Genomic DNA, 19529 nt, shown 5'->3' with positions numbered 1-19529 from the left:
ACAACTCATTTAAGCTAACTACTTTAATTCGGCTTTATAATTAATTAAAAGGCGGCATTAAAGTTTTTAGTACCAAATCCAACAATAGTATTAATTTTCTCTGTTCTCGTATTGACTCTCCTCTCATCAAAGCATCTAATATGTCGCAGTAAAATAACAATGAAAAAGGTGTCGTATGGCTATTCACAATATCACTGATAGCGCATTACTAGTAAAGAAATCACGAAGAACAATTCAGCGATACATAGCTAGCGGAAAGCTAACTATTATACGTGATACGTTAGGTAATCCACAAATTGACACTACTGAGTTAATAGCTGTTTTTGGCCCGTTATCTAAGGTGTCTCAGAATAAGTTAGTTAAAAAGTCGCAGTATGTCGCTGTGAAATCATCTAGTAAAACATCTAAAAAAAATAACACAGTTACTCTAACTCATGATGAACTTGAAGATATCATTACGCGTGCTGTAGAAAAAGCACTGAGTAAAGCGATACCGCTATTGATCGAACAAAAAAATACAGCACAAATACTCGAACCAATTTCATCAACGGCTCCCGTTGTTCATAAAAAAAGAAAAACAACACTACCCATACATAGACCTTCCATCGCTAAAAAGAAAGAAGCTAAAAATGGTTATGCTGTTGCTTTTGGTCTTCCTAATGCTATCACTGAGGTTATTCATTTACGGATAATGAAGTTACATGGTGAGGGCTTAACATCAAGAGAGATAGGAATAGAGGTCAGTGTGAGTCAAGCATCAATACAACGGACTATTAACGTTAGTACCTAAATTAATGAGTAGACCAGATAAAATAGAGTTAGTCACAGGAAAGTTAGAAGCACATCAGCTAACGCGCAAAAAGAAAGAATTTTCGTTAAGTTCCATGATAACGGAATCTTAAAATTTCGTAGGCTTTTCGGATTTCGATAAAGACATCGGCACAGCCGCCTTTATCTGGATGGTTAGTGATAATTTTCTTTTGATAAGCTTTACGTATCTCAAACCAGCCGATATCTTTATCGATCCCTAGGGTCGTTAGCGCATCATCAACCTTATCAACAGCACGATATCTATGCCAAAAACTAGCGAAGAGTGTCTCAACCTCTTCAACAGATATGTTACTCAAATTAGACCAGTCCAAATAGTAGCTGGCCAAGTTAGTGTCACGCGTAGTTAGGGCTTCTTTCGCGCCAAGGTGATTCGGAATAATGCAGATTTCTAATGGAAATATTGTTAGTAAAAATCCCTCTTTTTGAATATCTTGTTGAATTTGATAAAGCGCGTTCATCACAAAAAAATTCTTTTGGAAAATAACTATCTGAGGATCGATATCTTTTAGAATAAGCGAAAGAAAGTCCTGTTCACAAAGGTTCACCAAATCAATCAGCGAGCAGGAGCTGTTCTTCTCTCTTAAATACCCCAGTATCGAAATAATCAAAGGATTGGTCATTTGTTTCGGATCCATTTGAGCTCACTCTAATAAGTTATATCTGCGATTTGTACTCAGATGCATTCATTTCTAACAGTGAAATAATTTGGCTGTTTGGTAATGGCTTGCTGTAAAAATACCCTTGAATATAATGACATTTTCTAGCTACGAGGAAGTCGATTTGTTCTGTTGTTTCAGCGCCTTCAGCGACACAGCTCATTCCTAAATTTTCAGCTAGACTGATAGTTGCTTCAATGATCGCTTCATCAGCATTATTTTGGCCAATATTAGAGATAAAGCTTCTATCAATTTTTATCACATCTAATGGCAGTAATCTTAAGTAAGATAATGACGAGTAACCAGTGCCGAAGTCATCAAGGGATAACTTGATACCTAAAGCTTGTAGCAGGTTCATCTTCTCAATGGCTTTTTCAGGTTCAGTGATAAATGCAGACTCGGTAACTTCTACTTTTATTGCTGAGGTAGGTAAATTAAAGTCGTTTAACATTGAGGTAATCAAAGTAACTAATTCACCTTTGCTAAAATGACTAGCAGAAATATTTATAGATAAGTAAAAGTCAGATCGGAAGCTTCGCCATGTCAGTAAGTCTTGTAATCCGGTTGTTAAGGCGGTTTCTGTCATAGAAATAATAAGATGTAAATCTTCAGCTAAAGGAATAAAGTCAACGGGTGAAATCATGCCCTTGTCGGTAGGCCAGCGCATTAACATCTCTGCGCCAACAGCTTTACCATGGTGTGCATTAACAATAGGTTGATAGTGATTAATAAATTGCTTTTCTTTTACTGCTTGTTTTAAGTTTGTCTCCAGTACTAACCGTTTTGCTGCCGCTTCATTCATTGAAGGTTTAAAATATTGATAATTATTTCGACCATTCTGTTTAGCGCTGTACATTGCAATATCACTACTTTTCAGAAGTTCAGCTGAATCAATACCATCTTCAGGGTACATAGAAATACCTATGCTTGAACCAATACTGACCATGGTGTCTTGCAGTGTTACCGGTTGTTCAACAGTATTAATAATTTTTTGCGCTATTTGAGAAAGTTTATCAGATGATGAAAACTTTTCTAACAAGACAACAAACTCATCACCGCCTAGCCTTGCTAAAGTATCATCTTGACGTAATACATTCGTTAATCGTTGTGTCACTTCTTTTAATAATATATCGCCAGCATCATGACCTAAGGTATCATTGACTTGTTTGAAACGGTCTAAATCAATAAAAAATATTGCTAAACTATTTTTGTTTCTTGCTGATAGCTCTATTGCATGGTCAATGCGTTCAATGAGTAAACTTCGATTAGGTAGCCCTGTTAAATGATCATAATTAGCCATATAGCGCAGTTCACTTTCCGCTTGCTTTTGAGCGGTAATATCTGTCATAACCATAATATAGTGAAGGCTGCCATTATTATTAATACCGACATTAATTTTGACCAGGACGTGATATTTATCACCGGCGGTAGAGGTAACTAGCTCTTCTCCACGCCAATGATCATTGACACCTAAGCTTAAAACGATATCGCTATAATATTTTATCCTTTTTTTACTGATACCCATTGATGCGCCATCAAATGACTGCTCTTCTTTCCAACCGAATATGTTTCTCATGGCTTGATTTGAGGTAACTTTAGTGAAATCTTGATTGATGATTAGCACCCAATCTTTTGTCTGTCTAAATGCTTCGCCGTAATATTGAGCACGTTCTTCATCAACCTTAGATTGGGTGATATTGGTGTAGGATCCCGTCACGCGTTTTGGATTTTTCTTATTATCAACTTCGACAATTTTCCCTAAGTCTTTGTACCATAGCCATTCCTTGTCTTCGCCTTTTAATCGATAAGTACAAGAGAAGGTTTCATTAACATCTGCTGCGTAGATGAATCGTTGCCAAGTAGCTAAAAAATTTGCTTTATCATCGGAATGAATTTCATTAATAAATACTTTTATAGGAAAGGTGTAAGCATTTTCAATGAGACTGACTTTATGTTTAAAGCGATTCGCAGAAAAGCTATTCGCATCGGCGTGCCAATCCCACACATCACTGTTACTCCCTTTTAATGCCAGTTGTAAACGGTTTTCTCTAAAAATGACTTGTTCATGGGCCGATAATAGTTCAGCACGTTGTTTACGCCTTTTATTTAACCAAAGGCTAAATGCAGAGATAAGTAAAATAGCATACAGAATATAGGCAGTAGGTGATGCCCATGGTGCATAAGAAACGTTAAATTTGATAGTGATTGGTTGTGAGTAATTGCCGGTAATGGGGGATTTTGCTCGAATAGATAAAGTATGTTTACCTGATTCTAAGCTAGGAAAAACAATATGATTTTCATAAGTTAATGGATAATTGACGATACTTTTACTTGTTAAAGAATACTCGAATAAAACATCTTTAGACTTTGAAAAATTAAAAGTAGTAAAATCAACACTAATGCCTACATCGTCATATTTAAGCTCTATTATTTTGTCTGAATTAAATATATAGGCATCTTCTAAATGGCGAGTGAGGAGATCGACTTTAGTGACAAAAACGTCTGGATTACTGAGCACGCCTTTTTCTTTTAGATCCAAAGGATTGAAAAAAGATACACCATTCATTGAGCCGTAAACTAAGTCACCATTGGCTAATTGGGCATGGGCGCCAGAGTTATACTCCATGCCTAAAAAACCATGATGGATACCATATTTTCTTATATGAAAAGAGCGTGTATCAATAGAATAAATACCGTCATGAGTTGATGTCCAAAGATCTCCTTGGGAATCTTGATATAGGCCATAAAGGTTGTTATCTAGAATACTATTTTCACTGTTAAAAGTATGGATAATCTCGTGTGTATCTAAGGAAACCCCGTAAATACCTTTTGAGGCATGAGCCAACCAGAGTAGGGAGTGTTCGGTATCAATAACAAAACTATCAATAAAACCCCACTCATCATTGTTCATCTCGCTATGTTCGTATATTTTCTTGAACACCTGAGTATCACTATTAAAAGTCCATAAGGCTGTTGCTGTACTAAACCAAATTTCACTATTCGCATTTGAAGGTTTAAACAAATACCAGATATCCTTAATGCCCGCATCGGTCATTATTTTACTGAAATCAGTTAATAGTTCAGACTCCATATCAATCATGAGTAATTTATTAGTTTGAGTAAACCAGAGGTACTGGTCAGTAGTGAAGTACTCGGGATATTCACCTGTTATTTTTTCTGCAATCTTTTTTCCAAAGGGGATCGGTATAATGGATTTGGTTTTAATATCAAAAAGCCGTAAGCCAATTGAAGTATTTAACCAAATTGTTTCGTTTTTCCCATGTTGTAATGACGTTATATTACTTTCAGTAAATGTTGTTTTAGAGTTTTTAATAGCAAGCAGCTTTTCAACTTTATGCGTATTTCTATCAAGTAAATTTAAGCCATTATCTGTCGATATCCAAAGTAATTGTTCATTATTTTTATCAGGTAAAATATCAGTGACCTTATTACTGGTTAAACTATTATCTCTGCCTTTGTAATAGCCATAGTTCTCAATTAACTCTAAGTTAGGATTCCATTTAAGCAAACCTTTGCTAACGCTAACTAGCCAGTAATAGCCATCCTTGTCGATCATTAAAGATTTAACGGTATTATTGGCAAAAGAAGGGTCGTATTGATCAAAGCTGAATAAGTACATCCCTTCATTTAACTTGGTGTTATATCGGTACAGTCCGTCCGTGGCTCCTATTATTAACTGCTCATTTTCTATAAAAAACGCCCATACTGAGACATGCTCAAAAAGAGTTTTGTAATTAGGTAAGTTAGCATCATTATTTTTAGAGAATAGTGAATCAATTGTCTGAATATCTAACGAAAAAACTCCATCATTAGTGCCCAAATATAATATTTTATTAATAATATTTAATGAAAATATTTTATTAGCTTGTATCGGTATTAAATTAGTATTCAGCGTAGATTGTTCATTAATAGTGGGTAATTTAGCAACTTGACCCGTAGATATTCGGTAGACAATAGTCCCTAGCTTACTGGCTATATACAGATAGTCATTATGTAACGTTAATTGCTGTATTTTGGTAGGGACATCAAGATACTTTTTTAAGTTGAATACTTGTTTATAAACGTTAGTTTTCACGTCAATTGTGGCTAGATATTTGTTTGTTACAATCCAAGCTTTACCATCACTTTGTACCTGGTAATCTATGATCCAATCATCAGGCTCTAATTTGCTATTACTTAATTTTAAATCAAATTGATTAGTCTTTTTATCAAAGGTATAGAGCCCTTTACCGAAAAGCTGAATCCAAATTAGTCCATCATTGGATTGGTAGACCTTTCCTGCATCGTATTGTGAAAAGTCTTTGTCAGGTCCTGCTATTTTAATGAAGCTATAGCCGTCATATATTTCCAGACCAGATTCTGTTGATATCCAAATAAAGCCATCATCATCCTGACTAATGTTATTAATCGATACCTGCGATAACCCGTCTTTAACCGTAATTTGATCGAGTACTATGTTGTTAAATTTTGCGTAAGTAAATAGAGGGATTAATAAAATAAGGGCAACAAAAAACTTGGTTAAAGGGCGATGACTTTTTGTAAGCTGTACAGATTTCAAATTAATACCACGACTTATTAAATCAGGTGAATGTAACAACCCAGTAATACTCTCAAAAGCAAGTAATATTGATTATAGTACATTTAATTCTTGTGTAACTGATGGTTATTTGTGCATGACATTACACTGTGTTTTTAGCACTTCGTTTGTTATTTTAAATACACAGCTTTTCAATCGTACTATTGCTTGTATCACAATTGCGACTCTCGGCAATAAACACTGTGTCGTAATTGATACACTCCCTCATATAGTTAAAAGTTAGTCGTTTATAAAGTGCTATATAATCAACGGTTTATTTTTTAATTCTACTTTGGCACAAGACTTGTAATAACTAATCATCGCATTAACGAAAATAAGATGACTCATGGATATACAAAGACAAGCTGTGCAAAAACCACTTTGGAAAAAACACTGGTATGTTTTACCTGCTGTTATTCTACTTATGGGTACTTATTCATTAAGAAATGTTTTAGGTAATGCCTCTTACTTTATTGAAAGAAACGCTGTTGTTACAGCCAAAGTTGAGCAGGGTGATTTTCGAGTGAATGTACGGGCAACGGGTGTATTAAAACCGCTAAATATTCGTTGGGTATCATCACAAGTCTCAGGTAGGGCAGAACAAGTTTTCGTTAAAGCTGGCGCGAGAGTAAATAAAGGTGATGTGCTTGTACACTTATCTAATCCTGAATTACATCGTAATTTAGAAAAGGCACGTTGGGAGCTCGAAGCTAAAAAAGCTGAAAGTCATGTCGCCTTTGTAATGCTAGAGTCTCAGATGGTTGATTTAGAAAATTCAGTTCTGTCCGCAGATTATAGCTATCAATCAGCGAAACTAAAATTGGATGCTGAGACCGCATTATTAGCGCAAGGTAATGCGACAGTTTCTGCACTTGAGTATCAAAGAAGCCAATTGACGGTAAAGCAACAAATGCAATATTGGCGCGCTCAACAACAAAAAACTGAAAAAATGAAAGCGAATATGACAGCAACAAAAATTGCTCAGCAAGCCCGTATTGGCTTAGTTGAAAATAATTATCAACGTGTGCAAGAGCAAGTTGCTGCGCTGCAGGTGAGGTCATCAATATCAGGTGTTGTTCAACAAGTATCACTACAGCTGGGTGAACGTGCTCAAGTGGGCGATAGCGTGGCTTTAGTGGCCGATCAAAACACTTTGTTTGCCGAATTACAGGTACAAGAAGTGCGAGTAAGGGATATTTCCTTAGGCCAATTAGTCACTATTGATACGCGTACCAGTGAAATTATTGGTGAAGTGATACGCATCGACCCAGCAGTAAAAGCAGGCATGGTGTTAGTTGATATAAAATTAACCAGTGACTTGCCCGCTGAAGCTCGCCCTGAATTGACGGTTGATGGATTAATTGCCATTAGTAATATTGAAAATACTTTGTATGTAAAACGTCCAGTATATGCCCCAAGACATACAAAAACAGCTCTGTTTAAATTGAGCCAAGATCAGCAATTTGCTAGTAAGCATTTAGTGGCTTTAGGTCAAAGTTCAGTTAATAAAATTCAAATTATAGATGGCTTGGTGGCTGGCGATGAAATTATCATTTCAGACACTTCAAGCTGGCAAGAGCATCAAGAAATAAAGATTAATTAACATTATTTATTAAATAGTTACACAACAAATTGTTACTGCTACCCACATTCAATAAATTAAAGTCAGCAAAAATTTACTTGCTGATACGATAAGGAAATAATTATGACAGCACTCATCACCTTAAAAGATATTAGTAAAACATTCTTAACTGAAGATATAGAAACACGCGCGTTAAACAGTATTAACCTAGTTATTAATAAAGGAGAATACCTTTCTTTAAGTGGTCAGTCAGGTTGTGGTAAATCAACCTTGTTATCCTTATTAGGGTTATTAGATGCGCCGAGTGTTGGTCATTATCATTTAGCCGATAGCAATGTTTCTGCGTTAACAAGGGATCAACGAGCAAAAATACGTAGTGAACAAATAGGATTTGTCTTTCAATCGTTTAACTTAATTTCAGACCTTACCGTATTTGAAAATGTTATGTTGCCGTTGACCTATCAAACAGGTAAATCGAAAAAATTCATTGAAGATAAAGTGAATGAAGTCTTAGCAAAAGTAGAAATGGGGCATAGAAAAAATCATTACCCGTCACAGTTATCGGGAGGACAACAACAGCGAGTTGCGGTTGCTAGAGCCTTAGTTAATGATCCCGCCATTATTCTTGCCGATGAACCGACCGGTAACTTAGATTCAAAAAATGCCGAAGCGGTTTTACAGTTATTTGATCAACTTCATCATGACGGCGCAACTATCTGCATGGTAACCCATGATCCTTCCTCTGCGAAAAGAGCCAGTCGTTGCTTAGAAATGTTTGATGGACAATTGATTAAAGACAATATTAATCATGAACGTAAAACGACCTTTAAACCGGTTGAATTGGCTGCAGGATAGACCTTAGGAGAAGTACCATGTCGATGTTAATAGATATTAAATACGCTTTTCGTTTGTTATTTAAAGCGCCTAAATTTACCGCGATGACCTTAGGTGTATTAATTGGTGGGCTATCGATTAGTTTATTCACCTTTTCGTTTTTATATACCATGGTTTACAAACCATTACCGATACCTGAAGCAGAGACTGCAAAAGCGATTAACGTTGAATTTGATGGAAACTATAATTTAATCACAGGTTACGAATATATTAATGTTAAAGATAATGTAACAAGTTTTATTGAATTTGGTGTTTATGATAATCGTAATATTCGTTTGTCTGTTGACCAGTCGGGTAAAGATATTTCAGGTAGCTTTGTACAAAGTGGTTTTTTTGAATTTAGCCGTACCAAGCCCATTTTAGGTAGAACGATTCAAGCACAAGATACCAAAGTAGGTGCAATTCCTGTGGCACTAATTAGCTATAAAACCTGGCAATCAGAGCTTAATGGCGATGAAAATGTTTTATCAAAAACCATGATATTAAATGGTGTTATCACTGATGTTATCGGAGTTATGCCACAAGGGTATTTATTCCCTAATACCTCGCAACTTTGGTTGCCACTTTCTGACGATGTCTTTAACGCAACGGCACAGCAAAGTGAATACTATAATGCCTATGGCCGAGTTAAAGCTGATATATCAATTGAGCAAGCTGAGTTGGAATTGGGGCAAGCCATTAACCAAGTTTATCAACAGAATATTGAATTATATAAAATGCCCGCGTTTGAAAAAGGCGCGAAGATTATGTCATTTCAAGCAGCGCAAACCGGTGGACAAGGCAGTATCGTTTTTGTTTTTTTAAATGGTATTTCATGGCTAATTTTATTACTTGCTTGTATCAATGTAGGAAATTTATTACTGGCACGTACGATTGAACGTCAAAAAGAAACCGCTATTCGTGCTGCTTTGGGGGCAACAACTTCTCGCTTAGTTAGCCAGTTAATGTGGGAAGGCGTTATTATTTCAACGGTTGGTGGCATCTTATCATTATTACTAGTAGGTGCCGCTTTAGATTATACCGAAATTGCTTTTCACTCATGGCTTCCAACGGGTGGTTCATTTTGGTGGCATTGGGGCATGGATCTACGGACGTTGTTAATGGGTATCGCATTTACTCTTATAACTATTCTATTATCAGCATTTTTACCTGCATGGCGCTCAGCTAGACAAGATATTAATACCACTTTAAGAGACGGTACTCGTGGTGCGCAAAGTAAAAAAGCAGGAAAAATATCGAGAATATTAGTCACCAGTCAAGTGTTTTTGGTCGCAACATTAATGTTAATTGGTTCTGTTTCTGCTTACATCTCACATAAGTTTATTAACCTAGAATTGGGCGATGATTATAGCGAAGTGATGACAGTAAGAATGTCTATTCCTGAAAATAAATACCCTGAGCCAGCACAACAAATAGCATTATTTCAATCATTAACAGAACGCATTAAACAACATCCACAGGTTGTTAACGTTGTTTCACTTAATTGGTTAGGCGCATCAGCGGTGACTTTAGAAGGAGTAGATTATGCTTCCCAAGAAAGCAAACCTAAAATTGATGCCATTACTCTTATTGGTGATACCGCAACGGTGGGTGTTAACTTAGTGGCAGGTCGACAATTTACTCATCTCGATAAGGTCGGGCGCCGTAAAACAGTGCTTATAAGCCAATCTATGGCTAAGCGTTATTGGCCTGGTGAGTCTGCTTTAGAAAAGAGTTTTCAAATAGACGTTGATGATAAAAGCGAAAAAGTGTTTGTAGTTGGTGTTATTACCGATCGTATGAATCCCTCTACACTTTTTAGCCGATTAGACAGCGCGGATGAAATTTATTTATCTGGGCTACAATTTTTCAACAGTTTTCAACTCGTTTATTATCGTATTTTACCGGCAACACAAAACCCAGAAGAAATTTTCTATCAAGCAATGTTTGATACTGACCGCTCTATTGAAATGACTAACCCTGTTCAGTTAGCCAGTAAAAACAGAAATATGATGCGGGAGTCAATGGGCTTAATGTCAAATGTAACCTTTGGTACTGGCTTTTTCGCCTTATTATTAGCCATGGTTGGTATTTATGGCTTAACGGCAAATTCAGTGGCTCAGCGTACGCATGAAGTAGGCATTAGGCGTGCTGTTGGTGCTAGTGATAAAAATATCACCCAAATGTTTTTAAAGCAGGGGGCTCGTCAGTTGGTTATTGGTTTAGGCTTGGCGGTAGTGCTTTTTGCATTAATCTCGTTTGGCTTTCATAAATTTACTGAAGAAATCTTTCCGGTATATCTCTACTTCGGCATTGCTATTACTGTGGTTACTGGATTATCAATTATTGTGATGCTGGCAATATTTGCACCAACCAAACGTGCCGTTAAAATGGAGCCGAGTATAGCGTTACGCTACGAATAAACGAATACAGGCTGAGGTAACAGATAGGTAACGTATTATCTATCTGTTACCTTTTACTCATACCTTATTAAGATAATGACGCTGCTAACTATCTAATTCTTGCTCATTTCTTTACTATTATTGAACGTGTAGGAATAACCTCGATAACTTAACTACTTATGAATAGGCGCTTGTGAATAAAAAAATCCTTATTGCCGATGATGATATTAATATCATTGCCAGTTTAAAATTTGTGTTAGCCGATGAAGGCTTTGATATTTTAGCGGTCACTACGCCACAGGCGGCTTTAGATAATTTAAAAACTCAAAGTGTTGATTTAATTCTACTTGATATGAATTTTCAGCAAGATACAACTTCAGGTGCTGAAGGTGTTCAACTCGTTGAAGCAATCACTGCACTTGAACTTAATATTCCTATTATCGTGATGACTGGCTGGGCGACTATTGATATCGCGGTTGAAGCTATGCAAGCGGGCGCTAAAGACTTTATTCAAAAGCCTTGGAAAAATGAACGCATGCTCAGCGCAATTGACAATCAATTAGCCTTAGCAAAATCAGATAAAAAAGCCCAACGACTTAGTCAGCAAAATCAGCTGCTCACTTCGCAAGCTCACCCAGGTAGTCGTTCAGGCATCATTGCTCAATCACAATCAATGCAAACACTCTTATCAACCCTTGATGATTTAGCAAAAAGCGATATGAGCATTTTATTAACCGGTGATAATGGTACCGGTAAAAGCATGCTTGCTGCGTATGTGCATAGTGTTTCTACCCGAAAAAGTCATTCATTTGTACCTGTTAATATGGGGGCAATACCTGAATCATTGTTTGAAAGCGAAATGTTTGGTCATGTAAAAGGCGCGTTTACTGACGCGAAAGAAAGTCGTATCGGACGCTTTGAAATGGCAGAGCAAGGCACCTTGTTTTTAGATGAACTTGCCAATATTCCTTTTGCTCAACAAGCTAAATTATTGCATGTGCTGGAGGCGCAACAATTTGAGGCGGTGGGTAGTAGTAAATCATTACATGCAGATGTACGTATTATTTCGGCAACGAACAGCGATTTATTGGCAGATATTAAAAACAATAGCTTTAGGCAAGATCTGTATTACCGCTTAAATACTATTGAGTTAAGAGTGCCATCGTTAAGTGAACGCGTTGAAGATATTCCCGCGCTAGCTGAACACTTTCTACAATCTTTCAGTGTTAAATATCACCGGGCTTGTCCTAAACTCTCTGAGCAAGCCATCATGGCAATGCAACAATATAACTGGCCAGGTAATATTCGTGAACTGAGCCATATGATGGAACGGGTGCTTTTTACCTGTAAAAAAGACAGTATTGATACCGCTGAGTTGATGTTAACAGGCGATAATAACGTAGATAATACTGAGTCTTTGGAAGATCCCACCTTAAGCCTCGATGAAATAGAAAGAAAGGCGTTAATAAAACGACTGAAATTTCATCGTGGTAATGCCACCGAAACAGCTAAGTCTTTAGGTTTAAGCCGAAGCGGTTATTATCGACGTTTGAGTAAATATGAACTGGATTAAAGAGCTTTGGCAATTACTCTGGGGTAAGTCAAAAATTAAACACGGCGATAACCAACATAAATTATTACTGTTGGTGTGTATACCGTGTTTTCTCATCACAGCCATCTCGCTTTTCTTAACAGCAATGTCAGGCTATTTAATTGCCTTTATCCTTATTGTTTTATTACTCCTGTGTAGTTTTGTTATGGTGGCGAGCAGACAAAATTCACAGTATCAAATCCGTACTCTATCTAACTTAATCGAGTCGATGATTGATGGTGATTACACGTTAAGAGGGCGATTACAAACCAATCAAGCGTTTCAAGAGCTACTCAATTCAGTCAATGTTTTAGCGGGTACTTTGTCGAAACATAAAATAGAAGCCAAAGAATCACGTTTGTTATTAGAGCGCATCATGGAGCAAATGGATGCCATGGTATTAGCAACGGATGAGCAAGGTTATATCGTTATGGCAAACGCCTCGGCGAATAAACTTGTTTTGGGAGACGTCGATAATGTGAGCAATGTTCAAATAGACAAGATTCAATTAGCGTCTTTACCTATTGGCAATGACATTATCAACGGCAATGCCGGCATTATCGAGTTTAAAGAAGGGCCTATTTCCGGAGAACACTTTTTATCTAAAGAGTCCTTTTTAAGTGATGGCAAAAGGCATCAACTTTATACGCTAACAAATGCGGAACGTTTATTGATGGAGAAAGAGCGTAAAGCGTGGCAAAGCCTGCTGCGCGTATTAAGCCATGAAATGAATAATTCACTAACGCCTATTGTTGCTATCAGTCAATCAATGCAGAAAAAATTAAAAAGGGCTGATAGTGAAATGGTTAAAGCGTCGTTACTTGAGGGCGTTAACATTATTAATGAACGGGCCGATTCTTTAAGCCAGTTTATTGCCAGTTACAGTCAACTATCTCAGCTACCCCAACCCAATAAATCAGCATTTAAATTAGCGTTAATGGTTGAAAAATTGGCAATACTTTATCCTTTGTGCAAAATACATTGTCGACTAGACCCCGAGTTGTTAATTGAAGCGGATAAAAGTCAGCTTGAACAAGTTCTGATAAATTTATTTAAAAACTCGGTTGAGGCAATGGCTAATGTTGAAGAAAAAATCATTGAGATTGATAGTATGCAAGAAGGTAATTGGCAACATATTACCATTCGGGATTTCGGTACGGGCATTGCGAATTTAAGTAATGTCTTTGTGCCATTTTACACCACAAAACCTCAAGGCAGTGGTATTGGATTAGCCCTGTGTCGACAAATTTTATTTAATCATAACGGCTCGATTAAAATAGATAATTACCAAGAGAATCATCCAAATACACATCAGGGTGTTCTTCAGGTTAAGCAAGGTGTTGAGGTGGTTTTATCGCTACCCTATGTTGCTCAATAATGTTGCTAAGAGCATCACCCTACAGAGAGTAATTTAATTTTATTCCCACAAATTGAAAATAAAAGACCAGCACTAAGCTGGTTTTTTTGTCTCTGATATTCTTGTGTTTTATTATTGAATGTTGACATTATTTTACCCTGTTATTTAACAATGTCTCGTTAACATTAGTAGGTATTATTTAACAATTAAACACGATGAGTCGGGTATATTGCATACATTATCCGTTTTGTGGTGTATAAAATGAACAGGCAAGGATATGCAAACAACTAAAAATAAACACATAACAAGGATGTGATAATAAAAATAAATCGGAGAAAACATGACTACTAAACTAAAAAATCTCTTACCATCATTATTAGCAACGTCTATCATATTAATCGCTAATTCGGCGACTGCAGGAAAGCTCTCTGAAGACAGTTTGTTACCCTTAACACATACTTGTAGTGGTACATTAAAGTTTCGTGCTCAAGATATGACTACAAATCAGTTTACTGATTCTTGTGATCAGGTTGGCGTTGAAGAAGGCTATTTTCATTCTAGATTAGAGACTAATGAACTCCCTATTTCTAATGACTTGAATGAAGACTTATTGATGATCATCTTTGACGATTATACCCAATATAATCGCTATGCTGGCCGACTTTACGGCATTAATACCAATAATGGTGGCATGTATATCGAAGGTAATGCGACTGATGCAAATAACCAAGCTGCTTTTTATGCCCACGAAGCCGATTGGTTACGTCCAGAGTTCCAAATCTGGAATTTAAAGCATGAATATGTCCATTATTTAGATGGTCGTTTTAATTTAAAAGGCAACTTTTCTGATTATCCAACCACAACTGTTTGGTGGTCTGAAGGTTTAGGCGAATATATCTCATTAGAAAACTCAAACGATGACGCTATCGCATTGATTAATGCTAATGGTGGCAATCGTAGTTTAAGTGACGTTTTTAATACCAGTTATAGTAATACCTCGGACGAAATATACCGTTGGGGATATTTAGGCGTGCGTTTCATGTTTGAAAATTACATGGATGATATTCGTAGCATCAGAGCGTCAACAAGAAGTGGTGACTGGACTAATTATCAAGCTACCTTAAATGCAGCCGCTGCAACATATGAGCAAGAATGGCAAAATTGGTTAATAGATTTAGCTGGCGGCACCACAACTGAGCCACCAATTGATCCACCAACAGAGCCGCCAACGGAACCACCTACAGAGCCAACAACTGATGTTTTATTAGAACAATCTGTTAACGGTGATAGAAGAAGTTGGACTTACTTTGAAGTGTCGCCACAATCAGCAGGCTCTTTAGTTGTGAGTATGTCTGGCGGGACTGGTGATGCTGATTTATTTGTTCGAGTGGGAAGTAATCCAACTAAAGGTTCATTCGATTGTCGTCCAAATCAATCAGGCAATGATGAAACTTGCCAACTTGATGTAACTGGATCAGATACCATTTATATCGGTGTATATGGCTATAGAGCTTATGCGGATATTAATCTGAGCGCGAAAGCCTCTTATTAGTTAACTCGGAATATAATTGATTAACCATTATTCATCTTGTATTGGATAATGGTTATTTTCACACGTTAAGGAGGCTTAAATGATTTATCGTTTATCGCTGTTCGTTATTTTTATGATTAGCCCAACCTTGGTTAGCGCTAACTCTCTAGAACAGATTAAAAAATATAATCAAGAATACAGCAGGCAACTTAAGCAATATTTAAATACTGAAAGTGCAGATAATACCTTGATTGAAAATGTTGAACATCAATATTTACATGGCCAGGGTATTGTTTTTTCGATTGAAAGTAATCTATCACAACTAACAAAACAGTTACCTGGACAGGATGATAAAGCATTAAGTAATGAGCTAGATGCGCAAGTGGAAAGTAAGCCGAAAAGTAACAGCCATCTTGAACTGAATGAATTACGCATGCAGGCGAAAAATTCTGCTCATTATGAGTTTTCATTAAGTAAAAAGATAAAGTCACTGAAAAATAAGAGTAAACAGGCGAGCTCAGAAGATCAGCAAGATAATATTGATAAAATATTGCGCGAGACTCAAGATGAAATGAAGCAGGTTGTTGAGCAAAGAAAAACCCTGGCAGTGCTAATGAACAATAAAAACATGGAAGCTGCCATGCATACTGAAAATTCAGTATCTACGCCTGACATATCAAACGCTGCCAGCGATGTTAATCAGTTAAAGCAGTTATTACTTAAGAGTGTGACGCTGTTATGTGAAAATAATAATTTTGTTGAAGCATTAACGAGCAGAGAAAATATTAACATTGTATTAAAAGGTAATAATGAGGCGAATCAATTTGAGCTGATTACTGTTATTTCTCGAGATACATTAGCACAGTGTTATCAACAACAAATAGACGTGAATGAGCTTATTAAAAGCAGTACTCAATATCAGTATTAATAGTGATCTTTTCAGATATCTCTATGGCCAATAAGTACTGATTTTATTTATGACTTAAAAAGATAAGACAAGATAAAGTGTGGATATTCACATCTTATGAGAATTCTTGAATCGTATTTTATGGGCCGTAGCTAGATTGATAAAAAGAATTAAAGTTCTTGCATCAAAGTAGTGAGAAAATTATAAAAAATTTCACAAATCGCAAGAAAATAATGGCAACTAAATGCGCGTTGCTGGCCTTAGCTTTTAAATTTTTTCCATATGTTTTCTAATTAATTACTCGAGTCATGTTACTGAGGCGTCTCCATAAAAAGCGTTATATGCATCTAATAAGTTGATTATTGTCGTCAGAAAAAAATCAGCTGAAATTCATAAAGACGTCAGGTATTTTAGAATCGACTTGTTTAAACTGATGTTTTGTTCAATCACATTTAAGCGAAGTTAAATAATTCGTTGATTTCAAAATAAGGTATAAATTATGAAGCGTGTTAGCACTGCAATTGTTCTACTGTTTTCTGTTCTAGTGATGAGCAACACTAGTTATAGCCATGATGATATTTCCATCCCTGATGGTCCCTATCTCGGTCAAACGCCACCCGGCTCAACACCTGAGATTTTTGCGCCCGGTATTGTTAATACAGAGGGATTTATTGAAATTGAGGGCATGTTCGGGGCGGATATGAATACCTTTTATTTCGTCAGGCGTGATGAAAAAGAAGTTTATTCCTTGAATGTCATTGAATATAAAAATAATCAATGGCAGAAGTCTATTGTCGTGACGGCTGTGAGCGAACCATCCATCTCACCCGATGGTAACACCATCTATTTAAAAAATGCTTATGTAGAACGCACAAGCGATGGTTGGTCAGAGGTAAAAGGCCTCGGCGAGCTCTTCGAAAATATAGACATTATGAGGCTATCGGCGTCTTCAAACGGCACGTATTACTTTGATACCTATAGTCAAAAGATGGATATTCCTTTGCGTTATTCCCGCTTGGTAGACGGCAAACATGAAGAGCCTAAATCATTGGGTCCTCAGTTTGGCATCGGCAGATACAATGCCCACCCTTATATTGCGCCGGATGAAAGCTTTATTATCTTTGATAGCGTCAGAGAAGATGGACAGGGCAGATCTGACATTTATATCAGTTATCGCGCGGCTGATGGCTCATGGGGCCCTGCCATTAATATGGGCGACAAGATAAATACCGCTCATTCTGAAAAAAATCCAAGTTTGTCACCCGATGGACAATTTCTATTCTTTGATAAGCGGACAAAACGCGGAAACGAAGAGGTAAATATCTACTGGGTGGATGCACAAATTATTGAAACGCTCCGCCCCAAATAGCAAACCATATAACAAGCTACTTCTGCGGAGCAATACTCGTTACGCTCCCATTGCCCGCGGAGTAGAGCATTATCGATACAAAATCTAATCCGAAACCTAACTTTGATCATACGAGAGGTTTATTTCCAATATTAGGAACAATCACAAAACGTAACTAATATGTTAAATTTTCTCATGACGTGATTCGTTTCTCATTATTTGTGAATATCCACAAAAGTTCGAAGTAATTTAATAGAAAAATAAATTAAATATCTTACATAGATACCATTTTTTTGCTTGATAAAAACAACTATAATATCAAAATCGAATTTGATTTTTTGGTTGCTGATAATATCTTCAACCTAAATGTAGTGAGGATTTTTCTATGAAAAAAGTGTTATTTGGACTTTTGTTTTTATTAAGTCAAGTGAGTTTTGCTGAGGATGAAGTTAAACCATTACCGCCATTAGACCCTAGCTATATGGGCGTTCATGGTATGGTTTTAGTCACTCAGGGCTCTAGTATTTATGCGTCTCATTTGCCGCTTTATAAAAAACCTCATAATGTACAACTACTCTATAAATTAGATAATAATAATTTAGCGGTATTACAAACGATCAGAGACAGCCAACTCATTACTATTAAGCCTAAGCCATTTAATTTACAACGTTTAATGCGTGGAGAGAAAATGGTTATTCAGGCCGATTTATATGCAGGGCATTTTGAGCGTGATGGTATGCTAGTTTATGAAAACATTTCATTGTCTTTTGATAAGAAACTGTATGTTAGGACTTTTGATGACATCAAGCCTTCAAGTAGAAAGCAAGAGTATGATGTTGTTTCATTAAGAAAAAATTATAAAATCTATATTCATAGAATTCAGCAGGCACCTAGCTTTGATCACATACTGGGGGTTGATTTAGAAGCCAGTTGTTTAGGGCGCTTTACTACATCATCGCCAGTACCAAAAGAAACTGAACTTCAATATAAGTTTCTAAACTGTGGCACGATGAAACCTTTATATTTTGAAACTGAAGATTTTCAGGGTGTAAAATCTCATTAAATAACTTGGCCGCACGGAACAGAATGTTAAAGTGAATATTATCATTCTGTTATTCTGTTGAGTTTCCTATCGTTAATAACGGCCATTAATTGTTAACTAATCTATCACTGATCTAAAACTAAGCTGTCACTACTTTTATGAACGCAAATTCTCTAATAATTCTCGATTTTGAAACAACAGGTCTTTCACCTAATAATGGCGATAGAGCTATTGAAATAGGTGCGGTAAAACTTGAAAATGGTGTGGTCACTGAACGCTTTCAAGAGCTGATGTATCCTGGACGACCGGTAAGTCATTTTATTGCCGATTACACAGGCATCACCAATGAAATGTTAAATAAAGCAGCGCCATGTGATGAAGTTATGGAACGTTTTGCTGATTTTATTCAAGGGCAAAACCTTGTCGCTCATAATGCCTCGTTTGATAAACGTTTTTTAGACAGTGAGTTAAAGCGTATCTCGTCAGATTACGATGGTCAGTTCGCTTGTTCGTTATTGCTATCTCGTCGATTATATCAAAGTGCACCGAATCATAAGTTAGGCACATTGATTAATTATAAAGGCATTGCCTCAAACGGCAGTTTCCATAGAGCGTTATACGATTCTGAAATGACGGCAAAACTTTGGTTAGCCATGTTAGATGATATTCAACACGAAGCGGGTATTGATGAAGTACCATTTTCATTAATCCAGAAGTTAACTAAAGCGACTAAAGCGAATGTTGGTAAGCTGTTAGCCAGTTGCAAATAGTCTACTAATATTTAATGCTGTTTTAGCGACATCAATATAAAT

The 19529-nt window shown here is 36.6% G+C and carries 13 protein-coding genes; 11 read left to right on the top strand and 2 right to left on the bottom strand.

Annotated elements, in window-relative coordinates; all coding sequences use genetic code 11:
- Positions 1-175 precede the first annotated feature (175 nt).
- A complete protein-coding gene (locus tag CXF85_RS12945) occupies positions 176-790 on the top strand; it encodes a hypothetical protein (RefSeq protein ID WP_101229078.1) in 615 nt (204 codons plus the stop codon).
- 85 nt (positions 791-875) lie between these two features.
- On the opposite strand, the gene CXF85_RS12940 is transcribed toward CXF85_RS12945, so the two are convergent.
- Together CXF85_RS12940 and CXF85_RS12935 are read right to left on the bottom strand one after the other, a co-directional pair.
- On the bottom strand, positions 876-1466 hold the full coding sequence (locus tag CXF85_RS12940) for a DNA-J related domain-containing protein (RefSeq protein WP_101229077.1): 591 nt from the start codon (positions 1464-1466) through the stop codon (positions 876-878).
- Positions 1467-1485: 19 nt separating this feature from the next.
- Positions 1486-6066 (bottom strand): EAL domain-containing protein, encoded by a 4581-nt coding sequence (locus CXF85_RS12935; protein WP_157829101.1) that lies wholly within the window; start codon positions 6064-6066, stop codon positions 1486-1488.
- A 364-nt stretch (positions 6067-6430) separates the two neighbouring features.
- Between CXF85_RS12935 and CXF85_RS12930 the strand changes: the two genes are divergently transcribed.
- The 10 genes from CXF85_RS12930 (at position 6431) to CXF85_RS12885 (ending at position 19487) form a co-directional block, all read left to right on the top strand.
- Positions 6431-7687: an efflux RND transporter periplasmic adaptor subunit gene (locus CXF85_RS12930; RefSeq protein ID WP_101229075.1), complete on the top strand. Its 1257-nt coding sequence runs from the start codon at positions 6431-6433 to the stop codon at positions 7685-7687.
- Between the two features lie 102 nt (positions 7688-7789).
- Positions 7790-8521 (top strand): ABC transporter ATP-binding protein, encoded by a 732-nt coding sequence (locus CXF85_RS12925; RefSeq protein ID WP_101229074.1) that lies wholly within the window; start codon positions 7790-7792, stop codon positions 8519-8521.
- A 17-nt stretch (positions 8522-8538) separates the two neighbouring features.
- Entirely contained in the window at positions 8539-10962 is a 2424-nt protein-coding gene (locus CXF85_RS12920; protein ID WP_101229073.1) for an FtsX-like permease family protein, read from the top strand.
- A 172-nt stretch (positions 10963-11134) separates the two neighbouring features.
- Positions 11135-12514 (top strand): sigma-54-dependent transcriptional regulator, encoded by a 1380-nt coding sequence (locus CXF85_RS12915; protein WP_101229072.1) that lies wholly within the window; start codon positions 11135-11137, stop codon positions 12512-12514.
- Positions 12501-13910, top strand: coding sequence for a sensor histidine kinase (locus tag CXF85_RS12910; protein ID WP_101229071.1), 1410 nt, complete (start codon positions 12501-12503; stop codon positions 13908-13910). Before CXF85_RS12915 ends, CXF85_RS12910 begins: the two co-directional genes overlap by 14 nt.
- Before the next feature lie 319 nt (positions 13911-14229).
- A complete protein-coding gene (locus CXF85_RS23325) occupies positions 14230-15441 on the top strand; it encodes a collagenase (RefSeq protein ID WP_101229070.1) in 1212 nt (403 codons plus the stop codon).
- A gap of 79 nt (positions 15442-15520) precedes the next feature.
- On the top strand, positions 15521-16348 hold the full coding sequence (locus tag CXF85_RS12900) for a DUF3827 domain-containing protein (protein WP_101229069.1): 828 nt from the start codon (positions 15521-15523) through the stop codon (positions 16346-16348).
- 478 nt (positions 16349-16826) lie between these two features.
- Positions 16827-17696 carry a PD40 domain-containing protein gene (locus CXF85_RS12895; protein ID WP_101229068.1) on the top strand — a complete coding sequence of 290 codons (870 nt, stop codon included), beginning with the start codon at positions 16827-16829 and terminating at the stop codon, positions 17694-17696.
- A gap of 364 nt (positions 17697-18060) precedes the next feature.
- Positions 18061-18738, top strand: coding sequence for a hypothetical protein (locus tag CXF85_RS12890; RefSeq protein WP_101229067.1), 678 nt, complete (start codon positions 18061-18063; stop codon positions 18736-18738).
- A gap of 137 nt (positions 18739-18875) precedes the next feature.
- Complete coding sequence (locus tag CXF85_RS12885) at positions 18876-19487, top strand: 3'-5' exonuclease (protein WP_101229066.1); 612 nt, start codon at positions 18876-18878, stop codon at positions 19485-19487.
- Positions 19488-19529: the final 42 nt, after the last annotated feature.

Source organism: Colwellia sp. 75C3 (assembly GCF_002836255.1).
Taxonomy (GTDB): domain Bacteria; phylum Pseudomonadota; class Gammaproteobacteria; order Enterobacterales; family Alteromonadaceae; genus Colwellia.
This window is presented reverse-complemented; position numbering and strand designations above follow the sequence as displayed.

Coding starts and splice junctions, on each gene's coding strand:
- CXF85_RS12930 (WP_101229075.1), top strand. CDS start 6,431: ATGGATATACAAAGACAAGCTGTGCAAAAACCACTTTGGAAAAAACAC.
- CXF85_RS12925 (WP_101229074.1), top strand. CDS start 7,790: ATGACAGCACTCATCACCTTAAAAGATATTAGTAAAACATTCTTAACT.
- CXF85_RS12890 (WP_101229067.1), top strand. CDS start 18,061: ATGAAAAAAGTGTTATTTGGACTTTTGTTTTTATTAAGTCAAGTGAGT.
- CXF85_RS12945 (WP_101229078.1), top strand. CDS start 176: ATGGCTATTCACAATATCACTGATAGCGCATTACTAGTAAAGAAATCA.
- CXF85_RS12885 (WP_101229066.1), top strand. CDS start 18,876: ATGAACGCAAATTCTCTAATAATTCTCGATTTTGAAACAACAGGTCTT.
- CXF85_RS12940 (WP_101229077.1), bottom strand. CDS start 1,466: ATGGATCCGAAACAAATGACCAATCCTTTGATTATTTCGATACTGGGG.
- CXF85_RS12920 (WP_101229073.1), top strand. CDS start 8,539: ATGTCGATGTTAATAGATATTAAATACGCTTTTCGTTTGTTATTTAAA.
- CXF85_RS12910 (WP_101229071.1), top strand. CDS start 12,501: ATGAACTGGATTAAAGAGCTTTGGCAATTACTCTGGGGTAAGTCAAAA.
- CXF85_RS12895 (WP_101229068.1), top strand. CDS start 16,827: ATGAAGCGTGTTAGCACTGCAATTGTTCTACTGTTTTCTGTTCTAGTG.
- CXF85_RS12900 (WP_101229069.1), top strand. CDS start 15,521: ATGATTTATCGTTTATCGCTGTTCGTTATTTTTATGATTAGCCCAACC.
- CXF85_RS23325 (WP_101229070.1), top strand. CDS start 14,230: ATGACTACTAAACTAAAAAATCTCTTACCATCATTATTAGCAACGTCT.